The organism is Jannaschia halovivens, assembly GCF_046452375.1.
GTDB classification, from domain to species: Bacteria; Pseudomonadota; Alphaproteobacteria; order Rhodobacterales; family Rhodobacteraceae; genus Jannaschia; species Jannaschia halovivens.
In genome coordinates, this window is record NZ_JBKFDJ010000001.1 from 154,969 (window position 1) to 174,834 (window position 19,866).

The window sequence follows — 19,866 nt, forward strand, 5'->3', positions numbered from 1 at the left end:
TTTTGGTTAACGACGCGTGAACGCCTCGGTCACATCGTCATGCGGAAGCGTAGGAAGCCCTCGTCCGAGGTGCCCGCTTCTTCGAGCACAACACCGGGCACACCGTCGGCATAGGATGCGCCGCCGGGACCCGTCTCGAAGATCGCGGTCGTGCCCTCCATCGGGACGAAGCTCCAATTGGCGTCGGCCGAGGGGCTGATCGTGCCCTGTTCGACGATGTAGCGGACGATGACGTCGCGGTTCGTGTCCGGTGCCTCGAGCACGATGGTCGAGCCGTCCGCACCGGGGAAGCTGCCGCCGCCGGAGGCGCGGTAATTGTTCGTGGCGATGATGAACTCCTGTTCGGGATCAATGTCCTGACCGTCGAACTTCAAGTCGGTGATGCGGTTGGCATCGGGCGCCACGACCGCGCCCTCGGGGTCAAACCGGGCGGGCTGGCTGAGGTCGATGCGGTAGGTGACGCCGTCGATCACGTCGAAATTATAGCTGGGGAAGTCGGGGTTCAGCAGGATCGCGTCCTCGGCCCCCGGCTCGACCTGGTTGAACATGCCCGCCGAGCGCTCGAGCCAGTCCTTGACCTGCGCGCCGGTGACTTTCACGGCACGGACGGTGTTGGGGTAAAGGTAGAGATCGGCCACGTTCCGGATCGCAACGTCGCCCGCGGGCACGTCGGTATAGTACTCCGGCCCGCCGCGGCCGCCGGCCTTGAAGGGCGCGGCGGCGGAGAGGACGGGCAGACCCTCGTTCTCGGTGCCCGCAAGAAGCTGTTCGACATACCATTTCTGCGCGATCGACACGATCTGGACCGACGGATCGTCAGCCACGAGCGCGAAGTAGCTGTGAAGCGGGGCGTCGGTCTTGCCGACCGCGCGCCGCACATATTCCAGCGTCGCCTGGTGATCGGCCTCGGTCGCGGCGAGGACGGCGGCGACGCTTTCGACCTGCGGTTGCCAGGAGCGATCCTCCTGACGGACGGCGATGGGTCGCAGCTCGGAGGTGGAGGAGGCGATCCGCCAGCCCGCGCCGTCACGCTCCAGCATCAGGTCGATCAGGCCCATATGGCTGCCCCAGAAGCCGGGCATCACGGCGGGCTTGCCGTGGATCGTGCCCGCTTCGGCGTCCACGTTCGGGATGTCAGCATAGGCGTCGCCGGGGAACTCGCGGTGGTGGTGGCCGGTCAGGACGACGTCGATGCCCGGCACGGCGGCGAGGGGAACGGAGGCGTTCTCCATCATGTCCTCGCGCTCGGCGGGGCCGATGCCCGAATGGCTGAGCGCGATGATGATGTCGGCGCCCTCTTCCTTCATCTGGGGGATGTAGGCCTCGGCGGTGGCGACGATGTCGCGGGCGGTGACGTTGCCTTCCATGTGACGACGATCCCAGAGCATGACCTGCGGCGGGGTGAAGCCGATGATGCCGATGCGAATGGGCGCGGTCTCTCCGGCGCCATCTGTGATCTCGCGATCGAGGATGACGTAAGGCGGCGCGAAGGTCGTGTCGGCGGTGATCTCGGCGGCTTCTTCCCGAACGATATTGGCGAGGACGACGGGGAAGCCCGCACCAGCCAGCGCCTTCTCGAGGAAATCGAGGCCGTAGTTGAACTCGTGGTTGCCGATCGTGGCGGCGTCGAAGCCGACGGCGTTCATGGCGGCGATCACCGGATGGACGTCGCCGGCCTTGAGCCCCCGCTCATAGGCCATGAAGTCGCCCATCGGGTTGCCTTGCAGGAAGTCGCCATTGTCGAGGACGAGCGTATTGCCTGCCTCAGCGCGCACATCCTCGATCAGGGCGGCGGTCCTGGCGAGGCCGACGGTGTCGATCTCGCGGTCGCCGTAATAGTCGTAGGGCCAGACATGGACATGGAGGTCGGTCGTCTCGGCGATGCGCAGATGGGCCTGTCCCGCCTGGGCGCGGGCGGCAAAGGGGTGAACCATCACGAGGGTCGCGGCCCCGGCGGTGGTGGTCAGGAAATTGCGGCGGCTGAGGGACATGGGGCAGGCTCCGATCCGGGGTTGGGTCGGGCGTATGATACGCGCGCCCGTGACGATTGCACGTCGTCCATCGAGAGTGTGCCGGGCGCGCAGCGGATTGCCGCAAGAGGGCGCAGCGACGGACGTCGGGACCTGGCGCGTCGGATGCGCGAACGCGCAGCCTGCCGGTTCGGCATGGACCTCGGCCGGGTGGCCTGCGAATCCGGCGGGCACGGGACCGGGGCGTGCTGCGCCATCTGCGCGAAAAACCGGCACCGGTCGCATCCCTGTAGCGACCAATGGTCGCGTTCATGCCGGTCTTCTGCCTAAGCCCTCGATCCATCGGTTGAATTCGGCTCAAAATTGCCTAAATCTCGCCTTGTTCTAGACACGCTGCCGACCGGGGACGCTTCCTCGTTTCGACAGCTTCTCATCCGAATGGGAGACGACGCATGCCGGTTTTTCCCGTTGGGTTCATACCGTTCTCGGACATGACGGCGCTGCGGGGCAACCCGCTGAGCACGAGTGCCACGGCAAGCGCGTCCGGCCGCTTTCGCGTCGACAGCGATGCCGAACCGGTGCTCATCCAGATAGACGATGACGATAACGAGTTCGACGACGGGTTCATCGATCCAGGGACGCCGCAGACCTTGGCCGTTCCGGTCACCGTCAACGGGACGACCTTCGCCGCGGGATCGGTCGTGGAGCTGGAATTCGCGATCGAGGCCGATCCGCGGGGCGCGGGCGGGGAGCAGACATTCTATTACGTGCGCATCGATGGCGTGAATGTCGGGCTGACGGGGGAAACCCTGCCCGAGGCGGGCGGCCGCTACGACATTGAAGATTCGCAAGATGGCGAGGAGATACCTTACGCGTCGCTGCCCTGCTTTGCGGAGGGCACCCTGATCGAAACGCGGGACGGTCGCCGGCCCGTCGAGGCGCTGGCGATCGGCGACATGATTCGGACGATGGACCACGGCTGGCAGCCGATCCGCTGGATCGGCCAGCGCCATCTCGAGGCGCGCGACCTGGACACCCAGCCCGATCTGAAGCCCGTGCGGATCGCCCCGGGCGTCCTCGGCAACGATCGGGCGCTTCGGGTGTCGCCGCAGCACCGGATCTGCGTGAGCGGATGGCGGGCCGAGTTGTGGTTCGGTGAGCCCACGGTCTTCGTCCCGGCGAAGGCGCTGATGACCTGCGACGGCGTGCACCGCGACGAGGCGCCCGGCGGCGTGACCTATTTCCACCTGCTCTTCGACCGGCACGAGGTGATCTATTCCGAAGGCTGCGCCACCGAGAGCTTCCATCCCGGCGACATCGCGCTCGATGCCGTGGGGCAGGGGCAGCGGGCCGAGCTGGAGGCGATCTTCGGGGCAGGGACGCTCGATGCCTTCGCGTCCCGGCGGACGGCCTACCCGACGGTCAGCGTGCGCGAGGCGCGGGCGGTCTATACGGCGCACTGATCGTCAACCGACGGTGCCGGACAATGAAAAAGGGCCGCCCCGAGGGGCGGCCCTTTCGCGTTTCGGATCAATGAGCGATCAGCTCTCGGACGTCTCGTCGTCGCCGTCGTCGCTGGCAGGCGCCTCGGCGGGACGGTCGTCGCCCTCGCCGAACTCGTCCGCGGCCGCACCGATATCGTCGAAGAGCTGGCTGACCTCGAATTCGGCCGCGGCCTCTTCCTCGGCGGCCAGTTCCTGGATCGACTTGCCGGCGGCTTGAAGCTCCGCTTCTTCGGGGGAGCGGGCCACGTTCAGCTCGATCTCGACCTCGACCTCGGGATGCAGCTTCACGGTCACCATGTGGAGGCCGAGATACTTGATCGGCTCCTTCAGGGCGACCTGGCCGCGGGCGACGTCGAAGCCACCGTCGGTCGCCGCTTCGGCGGCGTCACGAGTGGTGACGGAGCCGTAGAGCGCACCGGCGTCGGAGGCCTGGCGGATGATGACGAACTGCTCGCCGTTGAGCTTGTCGCCCAACTTCTGCGCTTCGTCGCGCGAGGCGTCGTTGTCGGCCTGAAGCTGGGCCTTGCGGCCCTCGAACGCGGCGACGTTGGCGTCGGAGGCCGAGAGCGCCTTGCCCTGCGGCAGGAGGTAGTTGCGGGCGTAGCCGGGCTTGACGTCCACGACCTCGCCCATCTGGCCGAGCTTGGCCACGCGTTCCAGAAGGATCACTTGCATGTCGCGCTCCTCACTTCACGGCGTAGGGCAACAGCGCGAGGAAGCGCGCACGCTTGATCGCGCGGGCCAGACGCCGCTGGTTCTTGGCCGAGACGGCCGTGATGCGGGACGGCACGATCTTGCCGCGCTCGGAGATGTAGCGCTGCAGGAGGCGCGTGTCCTTGTAGTCGATCTTGGGCGCGTTGGGGCCCTCGAACGGATCGGTCTTGCGACGGCGGAAGAAGGGTTTGGCTGCCATTGTTCCGGTCTCCTATCGACGTTCGCGGCGGTCGGGCCGCTCGTCGCGCTTCTGCATCTGGATGGACGGGCCATCCTCGTGGGCATCGACCTTGACGGTCAGCACGCGCATGACGTCGTCATGCAGGCGGGCCAGACGCTCCATTTCCTGCACGGCATCCGACGGCGCGTCGGTGCGCAGAAAGGCGTAATGGCCCTTGCGGTTCTTGTTGATCTTGTAGGCCATCGTCTTGACGCCCCAGTACTCGCTTTCGACGACGGTGCCGCCGTTATCCGCGAGGACGGTGCTGAAATGTTCGACGAGGCCCTCGGCCTGCGCGTTGGACAGATCCTGACGCGCGATCATGACATGCTCATAGAGCGGCATGCGATCTCCTGACGTATCGGTGCGTGTTTCATAGACCGGGCAATCCCGCCGCCGGGTCACGAGAGCCACGCAGATGAAGGATGTGGCGGGATGGGCGGGGTATAGCGATGTCGGGACAGGGCGCAAGGGGCAGCAGGCGGGGTCCGGGCACGAAAAAGGGGGCCGCGCGGGCCCCCTTTCCTGTCATGTCGCCGATCGAGCGGTCGGGTCAGTCCCAGAAGCCTTCGTCGACGCCCGGCAGCTCTTCGAGTTGCTCTTCGGAGAAACGCGTGACGTAGGCATAGCTGCGGTCGTCGATCGCCTGCAGGCGCAGGTCGTCCACCGGAAGCACCACGTGCTTGTCGCCGATGTCGAGGAAGCCGCCGATCTCGGCGATCAGGCCGATCATCTGGCCCGAACGGTCGAGGACGATATCCTCGATCTCGCCGATCTGGTTCACGCCGTCGGAATTCACGTCCCAGGCATCCATGGAGCCGGCCGTGTCACCCCAGGTCGCCTCGTCGTATTGCGCGGCGATGGAATAGATCGGGCCGCCGGTGATGTCGCGGGTGCGGATCATCTGGGCCATGTCCTCTTCGCTCATCACGTGACCATCGGCCAGTGCGGGCGTGGCGAGGGTGAGAGGGGCGGCGAGGGCCGCGGCGATGGCGGTCGATGTCAGAGTGCGAAGCATGTTGCAGGTCTCCTTTGCACGTGGATGCGGTATTGCGTCCTATCAACGCCTTGGCCCCCCGCCGCGGTTCCGGCGGATGCCGGATCACCCTGCGTCACCGCACAGGGTCTGTTGACGTCATGGGCTTTTCATTCGTGCGTGCGACGCTCTCTTTTACACCATGACGAAAACGTCCGTATCCCAAGGAGATACCCAGATGATCCGCACGACCCTCGCCGCCGCCGCCCTGCTCGCCGCTGCCCCCGCCTTCGCCGAGCCCGAGGCCTACGCGCTCGATGCCAGCCACAGCCAGATCGTCTTCAACTACAACCATCTCGGGTTTTCGACGACCTGGGGGATGTTCTCGGGCTTCGAGGGCGAGATCATGTTCGACGCCGAGAACCCGGCCAATTCCTCGGTCAACGTCTCGATGCCCGCCTCGATGATGTTCACCGGATGGGAGCAGCGCGACCAGCATCTCCAGTCGCCCGACTTCCTCGACGTCGCCGCCAACGACACCGTTAGCTTCAGCTCGACCGGGATCGAGGTCACGGGCGACGACACCGCGCTGATCACCGGTGATCTGACCGTCGGCGGCGTCACGCAGGAGGTCGTGCTCGACGCCAAGCTGAATCAGCAGGCCGATCATCCGATGGAGAACAAGCCGTGGCTGGGCTTCGACGCCACGACGACGCTTTTGCGGTCCGAGTTCGACGCGGGCCAGTTCGCGCCCTTCGTGTCGGACGAGGTCAACGTGATCATCTCGATTGAAGCGCAGAAGGCCGGCGCCTGACGCCGCATGGCCGGGCGGGTTGACCCCGCCCGGCCCCCCATGCCCCATGGGGCGCATGACGACACTCTCCTCCATCGACGACGTACAAGCGGCCCTCGCGGCGCAGGATTACGTCTGCGGCCGCCCGCTGGCGACGGTCGTGTTCCTGTCGCTCAGACTCGGGCGGCCCCTGTTCCTCGAAGGCGAGGCGGGAACGGGCAAGACCGAGATCGCCAAAGCCATCGCCGCCGCGCTGGGACGGCGCCTGATCCGGCTGCAATGCTACGAGGGGCTGGACGCGGCGAGTGCCGTCTACGAATGGAACTTCGCCGCACAGATGGTCGCGATCCGACGGGCCGAGGCCACGGGCGAGACGCCGCCGGACCTCTTTTCCGACGATTTCCTGATCGCGCGCCCCCTGCTCGAGGCGATGCGGCCCCATCCCGATGGTGCGCCCGTCCTCCTGATCGACGAGATCGACCGCACGGATGCGCCATTCGAGGCATTCCTTCTGGAAGCGCTCAGCGATTTCCAGGTCACCATCCCCGAGACCGGCACCGTGGCGGCCCCCGAGCCGCCGATCGTCATCCTGACCTCGAACCGGACGCGCGAGGTGCATGACGCCCTCAAGCGGCGGTGCCTCTATCACTGGGTCGACTACCCGACCCATGCCCGCGAGATGGAGATCCTCGCCGCCCGCGCGCCCGAGGCGTCCGAGGCGCTGAGCCGTGAGGTGGTGGCCTTCGTGCAGGCGCTCCGGACCGAAGATCTCTTCAAGAAGCCGGGCGTGGCCGAGACGCTGGACTGGGCCAAGTGCCTGCTTGCGCTGGACATGATCGAGCTCAGCCCCGAGGTGATCGCCGACACGCTGGGCGCGCTGCTGAAATACCAGGACGACATCCAGAAGCTTCAGGGCTCCGAGGCCAAGCGCATTCTCGACGAGGTGCGCGCCGAGGCGGCGGCCGAATAGGCCGCGCCGCTCAACCGTCCTCCTCGCGGCGGATCAACTGCCCTTCGGAGTAGCGGTTCGCGATCTGGCCAAAGGCGCCCGGCTGGAAGCGCGGATCGGAGGGCAGGCAGCCGAGGCCACAGATCTGGCGCACCTCGCCCCGGTCGATATCCACGAACCAGAACCGTCCGCCGGGCGTGGCGACATAGCCGTCGATCCCCTCGTCGGTATCGGCATAGAGGTCGTCGAGCGACGGTACTTCGGCATCGGCATCCAAGTCGAAGCGGCCATGTGTGTGGTAGGAAGCCAGAAGCTCGACCAGCCCCGAGCTGTCGCGCGGCCGACAGCCGTCGCGACCGCCCCGGCGGGGCGGTGTCGCCACGATGCGCCCCGCGGCGTCGGTTCCGATATAGCCGCAATACTCACGATTGCTCTGGAAACTGGGACCTTGGGCCTGCGTCAGCAGCGAGCGGGCGGCGCTGGTCGTGGCACGGTCCTGGGCCGCCGCGACGGCGGGCAGAACGCAGAGGATGGCGGCGGTGGCGGCGGCGATACGCATGGAACTTCCTTTCGAACCGGAACGCCGCGCAGACTAAGGCGTCATGCGGGTCTGTCCAGCGGCGCGGGCGCGCCCTATCGTATAGGCGATGGAACACGCCCCCCTCGACCTGCCCGACGACCCGAAGCTCGGCGGCAACATCGCGCATTTCGCCGCCGCGCTCCGTCGGGCGGGGCTGCCCGCCGGGCCGGACCGCGTGATCCTCGCGACCGAGGCGGTGGCGGCGGCGGGGTTCACCGACCGGACCGACTTCTTCCATGCGCTGCAGGCGGTCTTCGTGCGGCGTCCCGAGCATCGCGCGACCTTTGCACAGCTCTTCCGGCTCTATTGGCGCGATCCGCGCTATCTCGAACACATGATGGGGCTTCTGACGCCGACGGTGCGCGGCGTGCAGGAGGAGCGGCGCGCCAAGCCGGCCGAGAAGCGGGCGGCCGAGGCGCTGCTTGATCAGGCCGAGCCGCCGCCGCGGGAGGAGGAACCCGCGGCGGAGGAGCTGACGCTCGACGCGGCGGCGACGGCGAGCGGACGCGAGCGTCTGCGGAGCCTCGACTTCGAGCAGATGTCCACGGCAGAGATGGCGGCCGCACAGCGGATGCTCGCCACCCTGTCGCTGCCCGTCCGACCCCTTCCAAGCCGTCGACGCATGGCCGCGCCGACGGGCCGGATCGACGCCCGCGCGACCCTACGTGCCGCCCTCCGGCAGGGCGATCTGGGCGCGTTGCGCCACGCCAGGCCCCGCGTGCGTTGGCCGAACCTCGTGGCGCTCTGCGACATTTCGGGGTCGATGTCGTCCTACAGCCGGGCGCTCCTGCACTTCCTGCATGCCGTCGCCAACCGTCAGGGACAGGGCTGGGCCGAGGTGCATGGCTTCACCTTCGGCACGCGGCTGACCAACATCACGCGGCACCTGCGGACGCGGGACGTGGATGCGGCGCTGGCGGCGGCGGGGGCCGAGGCGCAGGATTGGGAGGGCGGGACCCGGATCGGCGACGCCCTTCACGCGTTCAACCGTGATTGGTCGCGGCGCGTTCTGGGGCAGGGGGCGATCGTGCTTCTTGTGACCGACGGGCTCGACCGGGGCGATGCGGAGCGGCTGGCCTTCCAGGCGCGGCGTCTGCATCTGACGGCGCGGCGGGTGATCTGGCTGAACCCGCTTCTGCGGTTCGACGGCTTCGCGCCGAAGGCCGCGGGGATCCGCGCGCTCCTGCCGCATGTCGATAGCCTGCGCGCGGGCCACTCCATCGCGGCCCTCGAAGGTCTGGCCGAGGCCCTGTCGCGCCCCGACGACGCGGGCGAACTGGCGCGCCTCAGGTCTTAGCGCAGGTTCCGGGTCGGAGGGCGCACCGGTCCGCAGCATTCTTGTGTCACAGCAAGGAGAGCCCGCATGCAATGCGAACCCTACGATCAGAGTTTCGTCGACGCCGTGCGCGCCGGCGGCCCCGATGCCAATGGCCAGCCCGCCGAGCGCGCCGTCTCGGACGGCGCGGGCAATCCCTGCCGCTCCTGCCTGCGCGACATCGCGCGCGGCGAGGCGATGCTGGTCCTTGCGGCGCGGCCGTTCCCCGTGCCGCAGCCCTACGCCGAGACCGGACCGATCTTCCTGCATGCCGAAAGCTGCACGCCGTGGCGGGGCGACGGGGTTCCTCCGGTCCTCGAAACATCTCCGGATTATCTGGTGAAGGGCTACGGGGCGGATGACCGGATCCGATACGGGACCGGGGCCATCGTCGCCGCGAACCGCATCGCGGCCGAGGTGGCGGCGCGGCTGGCGCGCGACGACGTAGCCTATGTCGATCTGCGGTCGGCGCGGAACAACTGCTTCCTGACGCGCGTGCGGGGGTCGGCGGATATCGGATAACCGCCTGCCGCTTTGGAACATCGCCCCGGACCCGGCGTTTATTTCGGCATACCACACTCACCGTCAGCCGGAGGCCGCCATGCGCCGTTCGATCCGTTCCACCACCGCCCTCGTCGCCAGTCTTGCGCTGACCCTGCCGGGGCTGACCCCGGCCTTCGCGCAGGAGGAGGACCCGATCCGCGCGGAGATCGACCGTCTCTGCATCGAGGAGTTCGGCAATGCGACGGCCGAGACGCTCCGCGATTGCCGGATCGAGAACCTGCCGGCCTTCGGGCTGGAGCAGACGGAGGCCGATCTGGATCTCGAGACCTATGCCGAGCTGGCGGCCGACGGCGCGGTCGATGCGACCGTCGAGGCGGACGTGGCCGTCGAGACTGAGGCCCCGGCTGAGGAGGTTGTCGTCGAAGAGGTCGCCCCGGTCGCTGAGGAGCCGGTGGTCGAAGTCGCCGAGCCCGAAGCCGAGGTGGAGGTCGCCGAGCCGGAACCAGTCGTGGAAGAAACGACCGAAGAGGCCGTCGTCGAGGCGGCACCTGCCGTTGAGGAAGCGGTCGAGGAAGCCGTGACCGAAGAGGCGACCGCCGCCGAGGAGGCCGTGGTCGAAGAGGCCCCGGTTGTCGAAGAAGTGGTCGAGGAGGCCGCGGTCGAAGACGCGCCCGTCGTCGAAGAGGTGACGGAAAAGACCGCCGAAGCCCCGGCAGTCGTCGAGGCCGAAGAAGCGCCCGCCGCCGCCGCACCGACCGAAACCGTCGAAGCGCCGGCACCGCTGGCCCCCGAGACGGGCGAGGTCGCGGCCGATGCCGCGGCCCCCGCCGCGCCGATGCCGCTCACCCGGCAGGTGGCCCGCGAACAGTGCCGCGCCGAGGTGTCGGGCCGTGAGAATGTGCGCGCCTGCATGGTCGACGCGCTGACCGCCGACGGTCAGACCGATCTGGCGCAGCGCCTGCAGGACCGTTGGGCCTCCGAAGATGCCAGCGGCGCCGAGACCGAGAGCGCCATCGCGGCCGAGATCGCGGCCCAGCCCGAGCCGGAACTGACCGCCGAGCAGGAAGAGGCGCGCACCCAGACCGAGGCCGCGCTGGCCACGCTGGGCGCCGAGGCCGGGGGTGACGAAGCGCCGGCCGCGGCGGCCGCGGCGGCGGTCGAGACGTCGGAGGACGCAGGCACCACCGAGGAAGAAACCGTGACGGCCGAGGACGTCCGCACCTCCGCCGAGGATTTCACCACCTCGGCCGTGGTCACCGAAAGCGACGATGGCGGGCTGACGCGCAACCAGAAGTTCGCGCTGGGCGCCTTGGGCGCGCTGGCCGTGGGCACGATCCTGAACAACCGCACCCGCGTGGTGTCGAATTCGGGCGACCGGGTCGTGGTCCAGCGCGACGATGGCGATCTGCAGGTTCTGAAGGATGACGATGCGCTCCTGCGTCAGGAAGGTTCGAACGTTCGCACGACGACCTTCGACGACGGCTCGACGCGCACGATCGTCACGCGCGCCGACGGCAGCCAGGTGATTACCGTGCGCGACGCATCGCTGCGCGTCCTGCGCCGGGTCCTGGTCCAGACGGACGGATCGGAATTCGTGCTGATCGACGACACCGCGCCGGTCGAGCGGGTCGACGTTTCGACCCTGCCGCAGATTAATCCGGCCACCGTCTCGACCCGGACGGGTGACGACGCGCTCCGCGCGGCCCTTCAGCGCGAAGCCGGTCTCGACCGACGCTTCACGCTGAGCCAGGTCCGTTCGATCCCTCAGGTCCGCGCGCTGGCCCCGGCCTTCGAAGTGAACACCGTGACCTTCGCCTCCGGGTCCGCCGCCATCACCGCCGAACAGGCAGGCAACCTCACCGGGCTCGCGCAGCAGGTGCTGGACCTCATCCGCGCCAATCCGCGCGAGGTGTTCCTCGTCGAAGGCCACACGGACGCCGTGGGTGACGCGGCCTACAACCTCGCGCTGTCGGATCGCCGGGCCGAGACGCTGGCACTCGCGCTGAACGAGTATTTCGGTGTCCCGGTCGAGAACATGGTCGTCCAGGGCTACGGCGAGCGCTTCCTCAAGGTGCCCACGCAAAGCGACGAGCAGGCGAACCGGCGCGCGACCGTCCGTCAGATCACGGGGCTGCTCCAGACCGCAGCCGCCAACTGACGCGCGAACACGCGCCGAAGATCGGCCCGTCCCTTTTCGGGGGCGGGCCGTTCTGGTTTGGTAGGCCGGTGCCGACGAACCCGAGGACGACATGACCGCATTGGACGACGCGCCGCGCGCGGCCCTCGACTGGCACCGCGCCGGGCAGGGGGCCGCGCTGGCCACCGTGATCGAGACCTGGGGCAGCGCGCCGCGCCCGCGCGGATCGCAACTGGCGATCTCGTCGGAGGCCAAGCTGGTCGGCTCGGTCTCGGGCGGCTGCGTCGAGGGCGCGGTCGTGGCCGAGGCGCTGGACGCGATGGGCGACGGCAAGCATCGCATCCTCGAATACGGCGTCAGCGACGACGAGGCCTTCGCGGTCGGGCTGGCCTGCGGCGGCACGATCCGCATCCTGCTGGAACCCGTGGGCGGCACGCTGCCCGAAGACGCGCTGGCCGAGATCGTCGCGCGGCGCGCCCGGTCCGAGGCCGTGGGGCAGGCGGTGGACGTGGAGACCGGCGCCGTGAGGGTGCTGGCGGCCGACGTGCTGACGGACCGCATTCGCGAGGAGCGCAGCGGCTTCGATCCCGACGGCAAGGTCTTCGTCACCGTCCACGCGCCACCCCTGCGGCTGGCGGTGGTTGGCGGCGTCCACATCGCCCAGGCGCTGGTGCCGATGGCACGGCTCGCGGGCTACGCGCCCACCGTGATCGACCCGCGCGAGGCCTTCGCATCGCCCGAGCGGTTCCCCGATACGGTGCTGGTCCACGACTGGCCGGACGAGGCGATGGCCGCCTTCGCGCCCGATGCCCGATGCGCCGTCGTTTTGCTGACGCATGACCCCAAGCTCGACGATCCCGCGCTGGTCGCGGCGCTCGGCTCCGACGCGTTCTACGTGGGCGCGCTGGGCTCGACGCGAACCCATGCCAAGCGGGTCGAGCGGCTGCGCGATGCGGGCGTTCCGCAGGACCGGATCGACCGCATCGACGCGCCGATCGGGCTCGACATCGGCGCGCGCGCGCCGGGCGAGATCGCGGTGGCCGTGCTGGCCGCGATGACGCAGGCGCTCCGTCGGCCATGAAGTTCGGACCCGTTCCCCTCGACGATGCGCTGGGCGCCGTGCTTGCCCATTCCGTGGCCACGCCGCTGGGCCGTTTGCGCAAGGGCCGCGTGCTGGATCAGCGCGACATCGACAGTTTGCGGGACGGCGGCACGGCCGAGGTGACGGTTGCGCGCCTCGAGACGGGCGATATCGACGAGAATACCGCCGCCGCCCGCCTCGCCGCCGCGCTGAGCGGTGGGGGGCTGACGGTCCGCGACCCGTTCACCGGGCGGGCGAACCTTCATGCGGCCCGCGCGGGCGTGCTGACGATCGACGCGGACCGGCTGGCCAAGGTCAACGCGGTCGACGGCGCGATCACCGTGGCGACGCTGCCAGCGCTGCGGCGGGTCGAGACGGACGTGATGGCGGCGACGGTCAAGATCATCGCCTACGCGGTGTCGGGCGCGATGCTGGAGCGGGCCTGCGAGATCGGGCGCGGGGCGCTGGCGGTGGCGGCGCCGGTGATCGACCGGGCAGACCTGATCGTGACCGAGCTCGACGGCGCCGCGACCGGCATCGCCGCGGTGACCGAACGGCTGCACCGGCTCGGGGCGCAGTGCTCGGTCATCCGTGTTCCCCATGCGCCCGAGCCGCTGGCGGCGGCATTGCGCGACGGGACGGCGCCGCTGCGCCTGATCCTGACCGCCTCGGCGACCTCGGACGAGGCCGACGTGGGGCCGGACGCGCTGGTGCGGGCGGGCGGGCGCCTGATGCGCTTCGGGATGCCGGTCGATCCGGGGAACCTGCTGTTTCTGGGCGATATGCCCGGCGCGCGCGTTGTCGGCCTGCCGGGCTGCGCGCGGTCGCCCGCGCTCAACGGCGCCGACTGGGTGATCGAGCGCGAACTCTGCGGTCTGCCCGTCACCAGCGCCGAGATCGCGGCAATGGGGGTCGGCGGTCTTCTGAAGGAAATTCCAAGCCGTCCACAGCCGCGCGAGACGTAATTGCCGGGGCGATCCGCCGCTGCGACGAATTGGTGGTTCTCAGTCCGCGACCCTTGTGCTTTCCTGACGGCAAGAAACGAGGGAGGGATGACCATGACCAAGGTCACGATGACGGTGAACGGCAAGAGTCGGTCCGCCGAGGCCGAGGGCCGCACGCTGCTGGTGGACTGGCTGCGCGAGGGGCTGCGCCTGACGGGCACCCATGTCGGCTGCGACACGTCGCAATGCGGCGCTTGCGTGGTGCATGTGAACGGCCAGCCGATGAAGGCCTGTTCGGTCCTCGCGCAGGAGATCGACGGCGCCGAAGTGACCACGATCGAGGGCATGGCGGGCGCGGACGGCACGTTGGGCCGTGTTCAGCAGGCGTTCCAGGACTATCACGGGCTGCAATGCGGCTTCTGCACGCCGGGCATGGTGATGTCCGCGGCCGCGCTGCTGGAGGAGAACCCCAAGCCCTCCGAGGCGGAGGTGCGCCACTATCTCGAGGGCAATATCTGCCGCTGCACGGGCTATCATAATATCGTCAAGGCGGTGATGGCCGCGAGCGGTCAGACGGTCGAGCCGGTCGCGGCCGAGTGAGTTTCGCCTGCGCGCGGGCCGGGAGGGCCCGCGCGCGGAGGCACGACGGAGGCGAGGCATCGGCCCCTCCGACACCAGACAGGGAGAGATGACATGCCGAAGGACACCGGAATCGGAGCCAGCCCCAAGCGCCGGGAAGACGTGCGCTTCCTGACGGGGAAGGGGCGCTATACCGACGACATCAACGTGGCGGGGCAGGCGCATGTCGTCTTCCTGCGCTCGGACCTGGCTCACGGGACGATCAACGGGATCGACACCTCGGCCGCCGAAGCGATGGACGGCGTGATCCGCGTCTTCACCGCCGCCGATTTCGACGGCGTGGGCGGCATTCCCTGTGGCTGGCAGATCACCGACCGGCAGGGCAACCCGATGCAGGAGCCCAAGCATCCGATCCTGGCCGAAGGCAAGGTGCGGCATGTGGGCGACCCGATCGCGGCCGTCGTGGCCGAGACCGCGAGCCAGGCGCGCGACGCCGCCGAGGCGATCGTGCCCGACATCTCCGAGCTGCCCGCCGTCATCGACATGAAGAAGGCCGTGGCCGAGGGCGCTCCCAAGGTCCACGACGATCTGACCTCGAACCTTTGCTACGACTGGGGTTTCGTCGAGGAGAACCGCGACGCGGTCGATCAGGCCATCAAGGACGCCGCGCACGTCACGACGCTGGAGCTGGTGAACAACCGCCTCGTCGCCAATCCGATGGAGCCGCGCGTGGCCGTGGGCGACTACAGCGGTCATGACGACCACTCGACGCTCTACACGACGTCGCAGAACCCGCATGTCATCCGCCTGCTGATGGGGGCGTTCGTCCTCGGGATACCGGAGCACAAGCTGCGCGTCGTGGCACCCGACGTAGGCGGCGGCTTCGGCACCAAGATCTTCCATTACGCCGAGGAGGCGTTCTGTACCTTCGCGGCCAAGCAACTGGAGCGGCCCGTCAAGTGGACCTCCAGTCGCTCCGAAGCCTTCATGTCCGATGCCCATGGCCGCGATCACGTCACCAAGATCGAACTGGCGCTGGACGCGGATCACAACTTCACCGCGATCCGGACCGAGACCTACGCCAACATGGGCGCGTATCTCTCGACCTTCGCGCCCTCGGTGCCGACCTGGCTGCACGGCACGCTGATGGCGGGCAACTACAAGACGCCGCTGGTCTATGTGAACGTGAAGGCTGTGTTCACCAACACGGTGCCCGTCGACGCCTATCGCGGGGCCGGCCGCCCCGAGGCCACGTTCCAGCTTGAGCGCGTCGTCGACAAGGCCGCGCGCGAGCTGGGTGTCGACCCGGTCGAGCTGCGCCGCAAGAACTTCGTCACCGAGTTCCCGTACCAGACGCCGGTGGCGGTCGAGTACGACACTGGCGACTACAACGCGACGATGGACAAGCTGGTCGAGATGATCGACCGCGACGGCTTCGAAGCCCGCCGCAAGGAGAGCGAGAGCCGCGGCAAGCTGCGCGGGCTCGGCGTGAACAGCTATATCGAGGCCTGTGGCATCGCCCCGTCGAGCCTCGTCGGGCAGCTCGGGGCGCGCGCGGGTCTTTACGAAAGTGCGACCGTTCGGGTGAACGCGACCGGCGGCCTCGTGGTCATGACCGGCTCGCATTCGCACGGGCAGGGGCACGAGACGTCCTTCGCGCAGGTCGTGGCCGACATGATCGGAATCGCCGAGGACCAGGTCGAGATCGTCCATGGCGACACCGACCGAAGCCCGATGGGTATGGGCACCTACGGATCGCGCTCGCTTGCCGTCGGTGGGTCCGCGATGGTGCGGGCGACCGAGAAGATCATCGCCAAGGCCAAGAAGATCGCGGGTCACATCCTCGAAGCCGGGGACGAGGATATCGAGCTGAAGGACGGCACCTTCACCGTCGCGGGCACCGACAAGACGCTGGCCTGGGGCGACGTGACGTTGGCGGCCTACGTGCCCCACAACTACCCGCTCGAGGATCTGGAGCCGGGGCTGGAGGAGACCGCGTTCTACGACCCGAACAACTTCACCTATCCCGCGGGCGCCTATGCCTGCGAGGTGGAGGTCGATCCCGAGACGGGCAAGGTCGAGGTGCTCGCCTTTGCCGCCGCCGACGATTTCGGCAACGTCGTCAACCCGATGATCGTCGAGGGCCAGGTCCATGGCGGGCTGGCCCAGGGCATCGGCCAGGCGCTTCTGGAGAACTGCGCCTATGACGAGAACGGCCAGCTCCTGTCAGCCAGCTACATGGATTACGCGATGCCGCGCGCCCATGATCTGCCTATGTTCCAGGTGGACCATTCCTGCCAGACGCCCTGCACCCACAACCCGCTGGGCGTGAAGGGCTGCGGCGAGGCGGGGGCCATCGGTTCTCCCCCCTCGATCGTGAACGGCGTGATCGACGCGCTGGCCTCGGGCGGGTTCGACGTGGGCCATATCGACATGCCGCTGACCCCCGCGCGGGTCTGGCACGCCATGCAGGGCGGTGCGCCGAACCAGGGCGCCGCGCAACCGGCGGCGGGGTCGGACAACACGGCCTACGACCGCTCGGTCGGCGGCCCGGCCTGACATCTTCGGCCAGGGGGACTTCCTCTGGCCGCAAATACCTCGGGGAGCGCGAGGGGCTGGCCCCTCGCTCCGCCCTCACCGCAAGAGATTACCGGAGACGGACATGTACAATTTCGAACTCACCAAGCCCGCAACGCTTCAGGACGCGGTGAATGCGCTCAAGGACGAGGAGGCGCAGGCGCTCGGCGGGGGGCAGACGCTGCTGCCGACGATGAAGGCGCGTCTGGCGCAGATGGACACGCTCGTGGCGCTGTCGCAGATCGACGAGCTGCGCGGCATCTGCACCGACGATGACGGACGCATCTGCATCGGAGCGGCCACCACCCATGCCGAGGTCCAGAAGGGCTGCGCCGACAGCTATCCGGCGCTTGCTTCGCTGGCCGGGCGGATCGGCGACCCGGCGGTGCGCGCGCGCGGCACGATCGGCGGCAGCCTCGCCAACAACGACCCCTCGGCCTGCTACCCGGCCGGCGCGCTGGCCTCGAACGCCACGATCCGCACGGACCGGCGCGAGATCGACGCCGACGACTTCTTCCAAGGCATGTTCGAGACCGCGCTGGAAGACGGCGAGATCGTCACCGAAGTGAAGTTCCCGGTCCCGGAGAAGGCCGCTTACGAGAAGTTCATCCAGCCCGCCTCGCGCTTCCCGCTGGTCGCGGTCTACGTCGCGAAGTTCTCGGACGGGGTGCGCGTCGCGGTCACGGGCGCGTCCTCGGACGGTGTCTTCCGCTGGACCGAGGCCGAACGGGCGCTGTCCTCGAACTTCTCGGCCGACGCAATCAAGGACCTCGCGGCGCCGGATGCGGGCGGCATGATCTCGGACCTGCACGGCTCGGGCGAGTACCGCGCGCATCTCGTGACGGTGATGACGGCCCGCGCAGCGAAGGCCGCGGGCTGACCACCCCCGAGGCGATGCGGGACGGCGATTGGTATCCCGCCCTGACGCCTGAACTGGAGGCGATGCGGCGGACGGCCCGCATCGCCTGCCATGCCCATCGCATGATGGCCCCGGACGCGCGCGGCGCGATGGCGCCCGAACTGGCCGCGCTCTTTGCCCGCGTGGGGCGCGACTGCTTCATCGAGGCGCCGTTCCATTGCTCCTATGGTTGCCATATCGAGCTTGGCTGCGGGGTCTACCTGAACGCGGGCTGCGTCATCCTCGACAGTGCGCGCGTCGCGATCGGTGATCGCACGATGCTGGGGCCGGGCGTGCAGATCTACTGCGCCGACCATCACCGTGACGCTACGGAACGGGCGAAGGGCATCGAGCGGGCCTGGTCCGTCGAGATCGCGGCCGATGTCTGGATCGGCGGCGGCGCGATCCTGTTGCCGGGGGTGCGTGTCGGCGCGGGCGCGATCGTGGGCGCGGGTGCCGTGGTCACGCGCGACGTCGCGGCGGGTGCGCGGGTGATGGGCAACCCGGCGCGCCCCGTCTGAGGGACCGGTTGCCCGAGACGCGATAGGGCGCCCGAAGGCGCCCCGATTGCGATCATGTGGGACAGGTCAGCGCGCGGACGGGCCGATCATCATCACCATCTGCCGGCCTTCCATCTTGGGGAAGTTCTCGACCTTGCCGATCTCCTTGGTGTCGTCGGCGACCCGCTCCAGAAGCTCGCGGCCGAGATTCTGGTGCGCCATCTCGCGGCCGCGGAAGCGCAGGGTGACCTTCACCTTGTCGCCGTTCTCGAGGAACTTGAAGACGTTGCGCATCTTGACGTCGTAGTCATGCGTGTCGGTGTTGGGGCGGAATTTCACCTCCTTCACCTCGATCGTCTTCTGCTTCTTGCGGGCCTCGGCTTCCTTCTTCTGGGTCTCGTACTTGAACTTGCCGAAATCCATGATCTTGCAGACCGGCGGATTGGCGTTCGGACTGATCTCGACGAGGTCCAGACCGGCATTCTCGGCCATTTCACGGGCGCGGGCGGGGCTGACGACCCCGACGTTTTCGCCCTCGGCGCCGATCAGGCGGATTTCGACGGCGCGGATCTTGTCGTTGACGCGGGGGCCGGTGTCGCGCTGCGGGGGCGCGTTGTGGGGTCTGCGGGCGATGGTCGTTGTCCTCTCAGATGTTACGACAGGGCGACAAGGTAGCTGTCCTCCGCCGCCGCTTCAAGGCGCGAGAATAGCGTGGAACCTGAAGGTGCGCTTTCGGATTGAGGGTGTAGGAGCGTTGCGCCATGCAACCCCAGGACGAGAATCGCACCGAGGAGTACCGCACATGTCCCGCAACCTGATCGTCGGCCTGGCCGTCGTGGTCGTCGCCATCCTGGCCTGGATCGTGATCGACCGCATGGATGACGGCGAAGTGGCCGCCGTCGAGAGCGACGTCGAAGGCGCCGTCGTCGAGGCCGAAGCCGAAGCGGTCGAGACGACCGAAGAGGTCGAAGCCGCTGCCGAGGAGGCCGCCGCAGAGACCGAAGCCGCCGTCGAAGAGGCCGCTGCCGAAACCGAAGCCGCCGCGGAAGAGGCCGCCGAGGGCGCCGCCGCGCTGGCCGAGGATGCTGGCGAAGCGGTCGAGAACGCTGCCGACGCGACCGCCGAAGCCGCGGGCGACGCGGCCGAAGGTGCCGCCGCGCTGGCCGAAGACGCCGATGAGGCGGTCGAGAACGCCGCCGACGCGACGGTCGAAGCCGCAGGCGACGCTGCCGCCGCCACCGGCGAAGCGGTCGAGAACGCCGCGGAAGCCGTGGAGAACGCCGCCGAGGAGGCCGCCGCCGACGTCACCGAATCGACCGTCGCCATCACCGATGACGCCGCCGCCGAAGCCACCGACGGTGTCGAGGTCACGACGACGACCGTGCCTCTGGAAGGTGGTGACGCCGACCTGAACACGCTGCTGACCGCCGAGAATTTCGATGGCGAGCAGATCCTGGTCGTTGTCGACGAATCCGATCTCGACCCGGTGGTGAAGACCACGCTCCGCACGGCAGTCGAGCAGGCCGAGAACAACCCCGACATGGTCGACGCCGTCGTCCTTCAGCTGCGCACCCGCCTCCTGGGCGAGTGATCGCACCCACCTGACACGAGAAGGGGCCGCGCC

General features: G+C 68.6%; 20 protein-coding genes. 13 read left to right on the forward strand and 7 right to left on the reverse strand.

Annotated features, from left to right (window positions below):
* Positions 1–29: 29 nt before the first annotated feature.
* Entirely contained in the window at positions 30–1,991 is a 1,962-nt protein-coding gene (locus tag ACK8OR_RS00830; RefSeq protein WP_410187583.1) for a bifunctional 2',3'-cyclic-nucleotide 2'-phosphodiesterase/3'-nucleotidase, read from the reverse strand.
* Between the two features lie 431 nt (positions 1,992–2,422).
* On the opposite strand from ACK8OR_RS00830, the gene ACK8OR_RS00835 reads away from it, so the two are divergent.
* Entirely contained in the window at positions 2,423–3,433 is a 1,011-nt protein-coding gene (locus ACK8OR_RS00835) for a Hint domain-containing protein (RefSeq protein ID WP_410187584.1), read from the forward strand.
* Positions 3,434–3,511: 78 nt separating this feature from the next.
* Here ACK8OR_RS00835 and rplI read toward each other — a convergent pair whose 3' ends face one another.
* From rplI to ACK8OR_RS00855, 4 genes are all read right to left on the reverse strand, one after another.
* Complete coding sequence (gene rplI, locus ACK8OR_RS00840) at positions 3,512–4,150, reverse strand: 50S ribosomal protein L9 (protein ID WP_410187585.1); 639 nt, start codon at positions 4,148–4,150, stop codon at positions 3,512–3,514.
* Positions 4,151–4,160: 10 nt separating this feature from the next.
* Positions 4,161–4,388, reverse strand: a complete 228-nt coding sequence (rpsR, locus tag ACK8OR_RS00845) for a 30S ribosomal protein S18 (protein WP_298431043.1) — start codon at positions 4,386–4,388, stop codon at positions 4,161–4,163.
* 12 nt (positions 4,389–4,400) lie between these two features.
* Entirely contained in the window at positions 4,401–4,754 is a 354-nt protein-coding gene (gene rpsF, locus ACK8OR_RS00850; RefSeq protein ID WP_298431044.1) for a 30S ribosomal protein S6, read from the reverse strand.
* Positions 4,755–4,962: 208 nt separating this feature from the next.
* Positions 4,963–5,427, reverse strand: coding sequence for a PRC-barrel domain-containing protein (locus tag ACK8OR_RS00855; RefSeq protein ID WP_410187586.1), 465 nt, complete (start codon positions 5,425–5,427; stop codon positions 4,963–4,965).
* Positions 5,428–5,623: 196 nt separating this feature from the next.
* Between ACK8OR_RS00855 and ACK8OR_RS00860 the strand changes: the two genes are divergently transcribed.
* Both ACK8OR_RS00860 and ACK8OR_RS00865 read left to right on the forward strand, forming a co-directional pair.
* A complete protein-coding gene (locus ACK8OR_RS00860; RefSeq protein ID WP_410187587.1) occupies positions 5,624–6,199 on the forward strand; it encodes a YceI family protein in 576 nt (191 codons plus the stop codon).
* A gap of 55 nt (positions 6,200–6,254) precedes the next feature.
* Positions 6,255–7,148, forward strand: coding sequence for an AAA family ATPase (locus ACK8OR_RS00865; RefSeq protein ID WP_410187588.1), 894 nt, complete (start codon positions 6,255–6,257; stop codon positions 7,146–7,148).
* Positions 7,149–7,158: 10 nt separating this feature from the next.
* Here the strand turns inward: ACK8OR_RS00865 and ACK8OR_RS00870 are convergent, their stop codons facing one another.
* Positions 7,159–7,686, reverse strand: a complete 528-nt coding sequence (locus ACK8OR_RS00870) for a DUF4329 domain-containing protein (protein ID WP_410187589.1) — start codon at positions 7,684–7,686, stop codon at positions 7,159–7,161.
* Positions 7,687–7,774: 88 nt separating this feature from the next.
* On the opposite strand from ACK8OR_RS00870, the gene ACK8OR_RS00875 reads away from it, so the two are divergent.
* From ACK8OR_RS00875 to ACK8OR_RS00915, 9 genes are all read left to right on the forward strand, one after another.
* On the forward strand, positions 7,775–9,004 hold the full coding sequence (locus ACK8OR_RS00875) for a vWA domain-containing protein (protein WP_410187590.1): 1,230 nt from the start codon (positions 7,775–7,777) through the stop codon (positions 9,002–9,004).
* Between the two features lie 66 nt (positions 9,005–9,070).
* Positions 9,071–9,544 (forward strand): DUF1203 domain-containing protein, encoded by a 474-nt coding sequence (locus ACK8OR_RS00880; protein WP_410187591.1) that lies wholly within the window; start codon positions 9,071–9,073, stop codon positions 9,542–9,544.
* A gap of 79 nt (positions 9,545–9,623) precedes the next feature.
* On the forward strand, positions 9,624–11,684 hold the full coding sequence (locus ACK8OR_RS00885) for an OmpA family protein (protein WP_410187592.1): 2,061 nt from the start codon (positions 9,624–9,626) through the stop codon (positions 11,682–11,684).
* Positions 11,685–11,775: 91 nt separating this feature from the next.
* Positions 11,776–12,744, forward strand: a complete 969-nt coding sequence (locus tag ACK8OR_RS00890; protein ID WP_410187593.1) for an XdhC family protein — start codon at positions 11,776–11,778, stop codon at positions 12,742–12,744.
* Positions 12,741–13,709 (forward strand): molybdopterin-binding protein, encoded by a 969-nt coding sequence (locus ACK8OR_RS00895; protein ID WP_410187594.1) that lies wholly within the window; start codon positions 12,741–12,743, stop codon positions 13,707–13,709. Before ACK8OR_RS00890 ends, ACK8OR_RS00895 begins: the two co-directional genes overlap by 4 nt.
* Before the next feature lie 93 nt (positions 13,710–13,802).
* Positions 13,803–14,288, forward strand: a complete 486-nt coding sequence (locus ACK8OR_RS00900; protein ID WP_410187595.1) for a (2Fe-2S)-binding protein — start codon at positions 13,803–13,805, stop codon at positions 14,286–14,288.
* 93 nt (positions 14,289–14,381) lie between these two features.
* The gene (locus tag ACK8OR_RS00905) at positions 14,382–16,826 is read left to right on the forward strand and encodes a xanthine dehydrogenase family protein molybdopterin-binding subunit (RefSeq protein WP_410187596.1); all 2,445 of its coding nucleotides are present in this window, start codon (positions 14,382–14,384) and stop codon (positions 16,824–16,826) included.
* A 103-nt stretch (positions 16,827–16,929) separates the two neighbouring features.
* The gene (locus ACK8OR_RS00910; protein ID WP_410187597.1) at positions 16,930–17,724 is read left to right on the forward strand and encodes an FAD binding domain-containing protein; all 795 of its coding nucleotides are present in this window, start codon (positions 16,930–16,932) and stop codon (positions 17,722–17,724) included.
* Positions 17,725–17,738: 14 nt separating this feature from the next.
* Complete coding sequence (locus ACK8OR_RS00915) at positions 17,739–18,263, forward strand: sugar O-acetyltransferase (RefSeq protein ID WP_410187598.1); 525 nt, start codon at positions 17,739–17,741, stop codon at positions 18,261–18,263.
* A 66-nt stretch (positions 18,264–18,329) separates the two neighbouring features.
* Here ACK8OR_RS00915 and infC read toward each other — a convergent pair whose 3' ends face one another.
* Positions 18,330–18,875, reverse strand: coding sequence for a translation initiation factor IF-3 (gene infC, locus ACK8OR_RS00920; protein ID WP_410189849.1), 546 nt, complete (start codon positions 18,873–18,875; stop codon positions 18,330–18,332).
* Positions 18,876–19,044: 169 nt separating this feature from the next.
* Here infC and ACK8OR_RS00925 point away from each other — a divergent pair, with 169 nt between their 5' ends.
* On the forward strand, positions 19,045–19,833 hold the full coding sequence (locus tag ACK8OR_RS00925; protein WP_410187599.1) for a hypothetical protein: 789 nt from the start codon (positions 19,045–19,047) through the stop codon (positions 19,831–19,833).
* Positions 19,834–19,866: the final 33 nt, after the last annotated feature.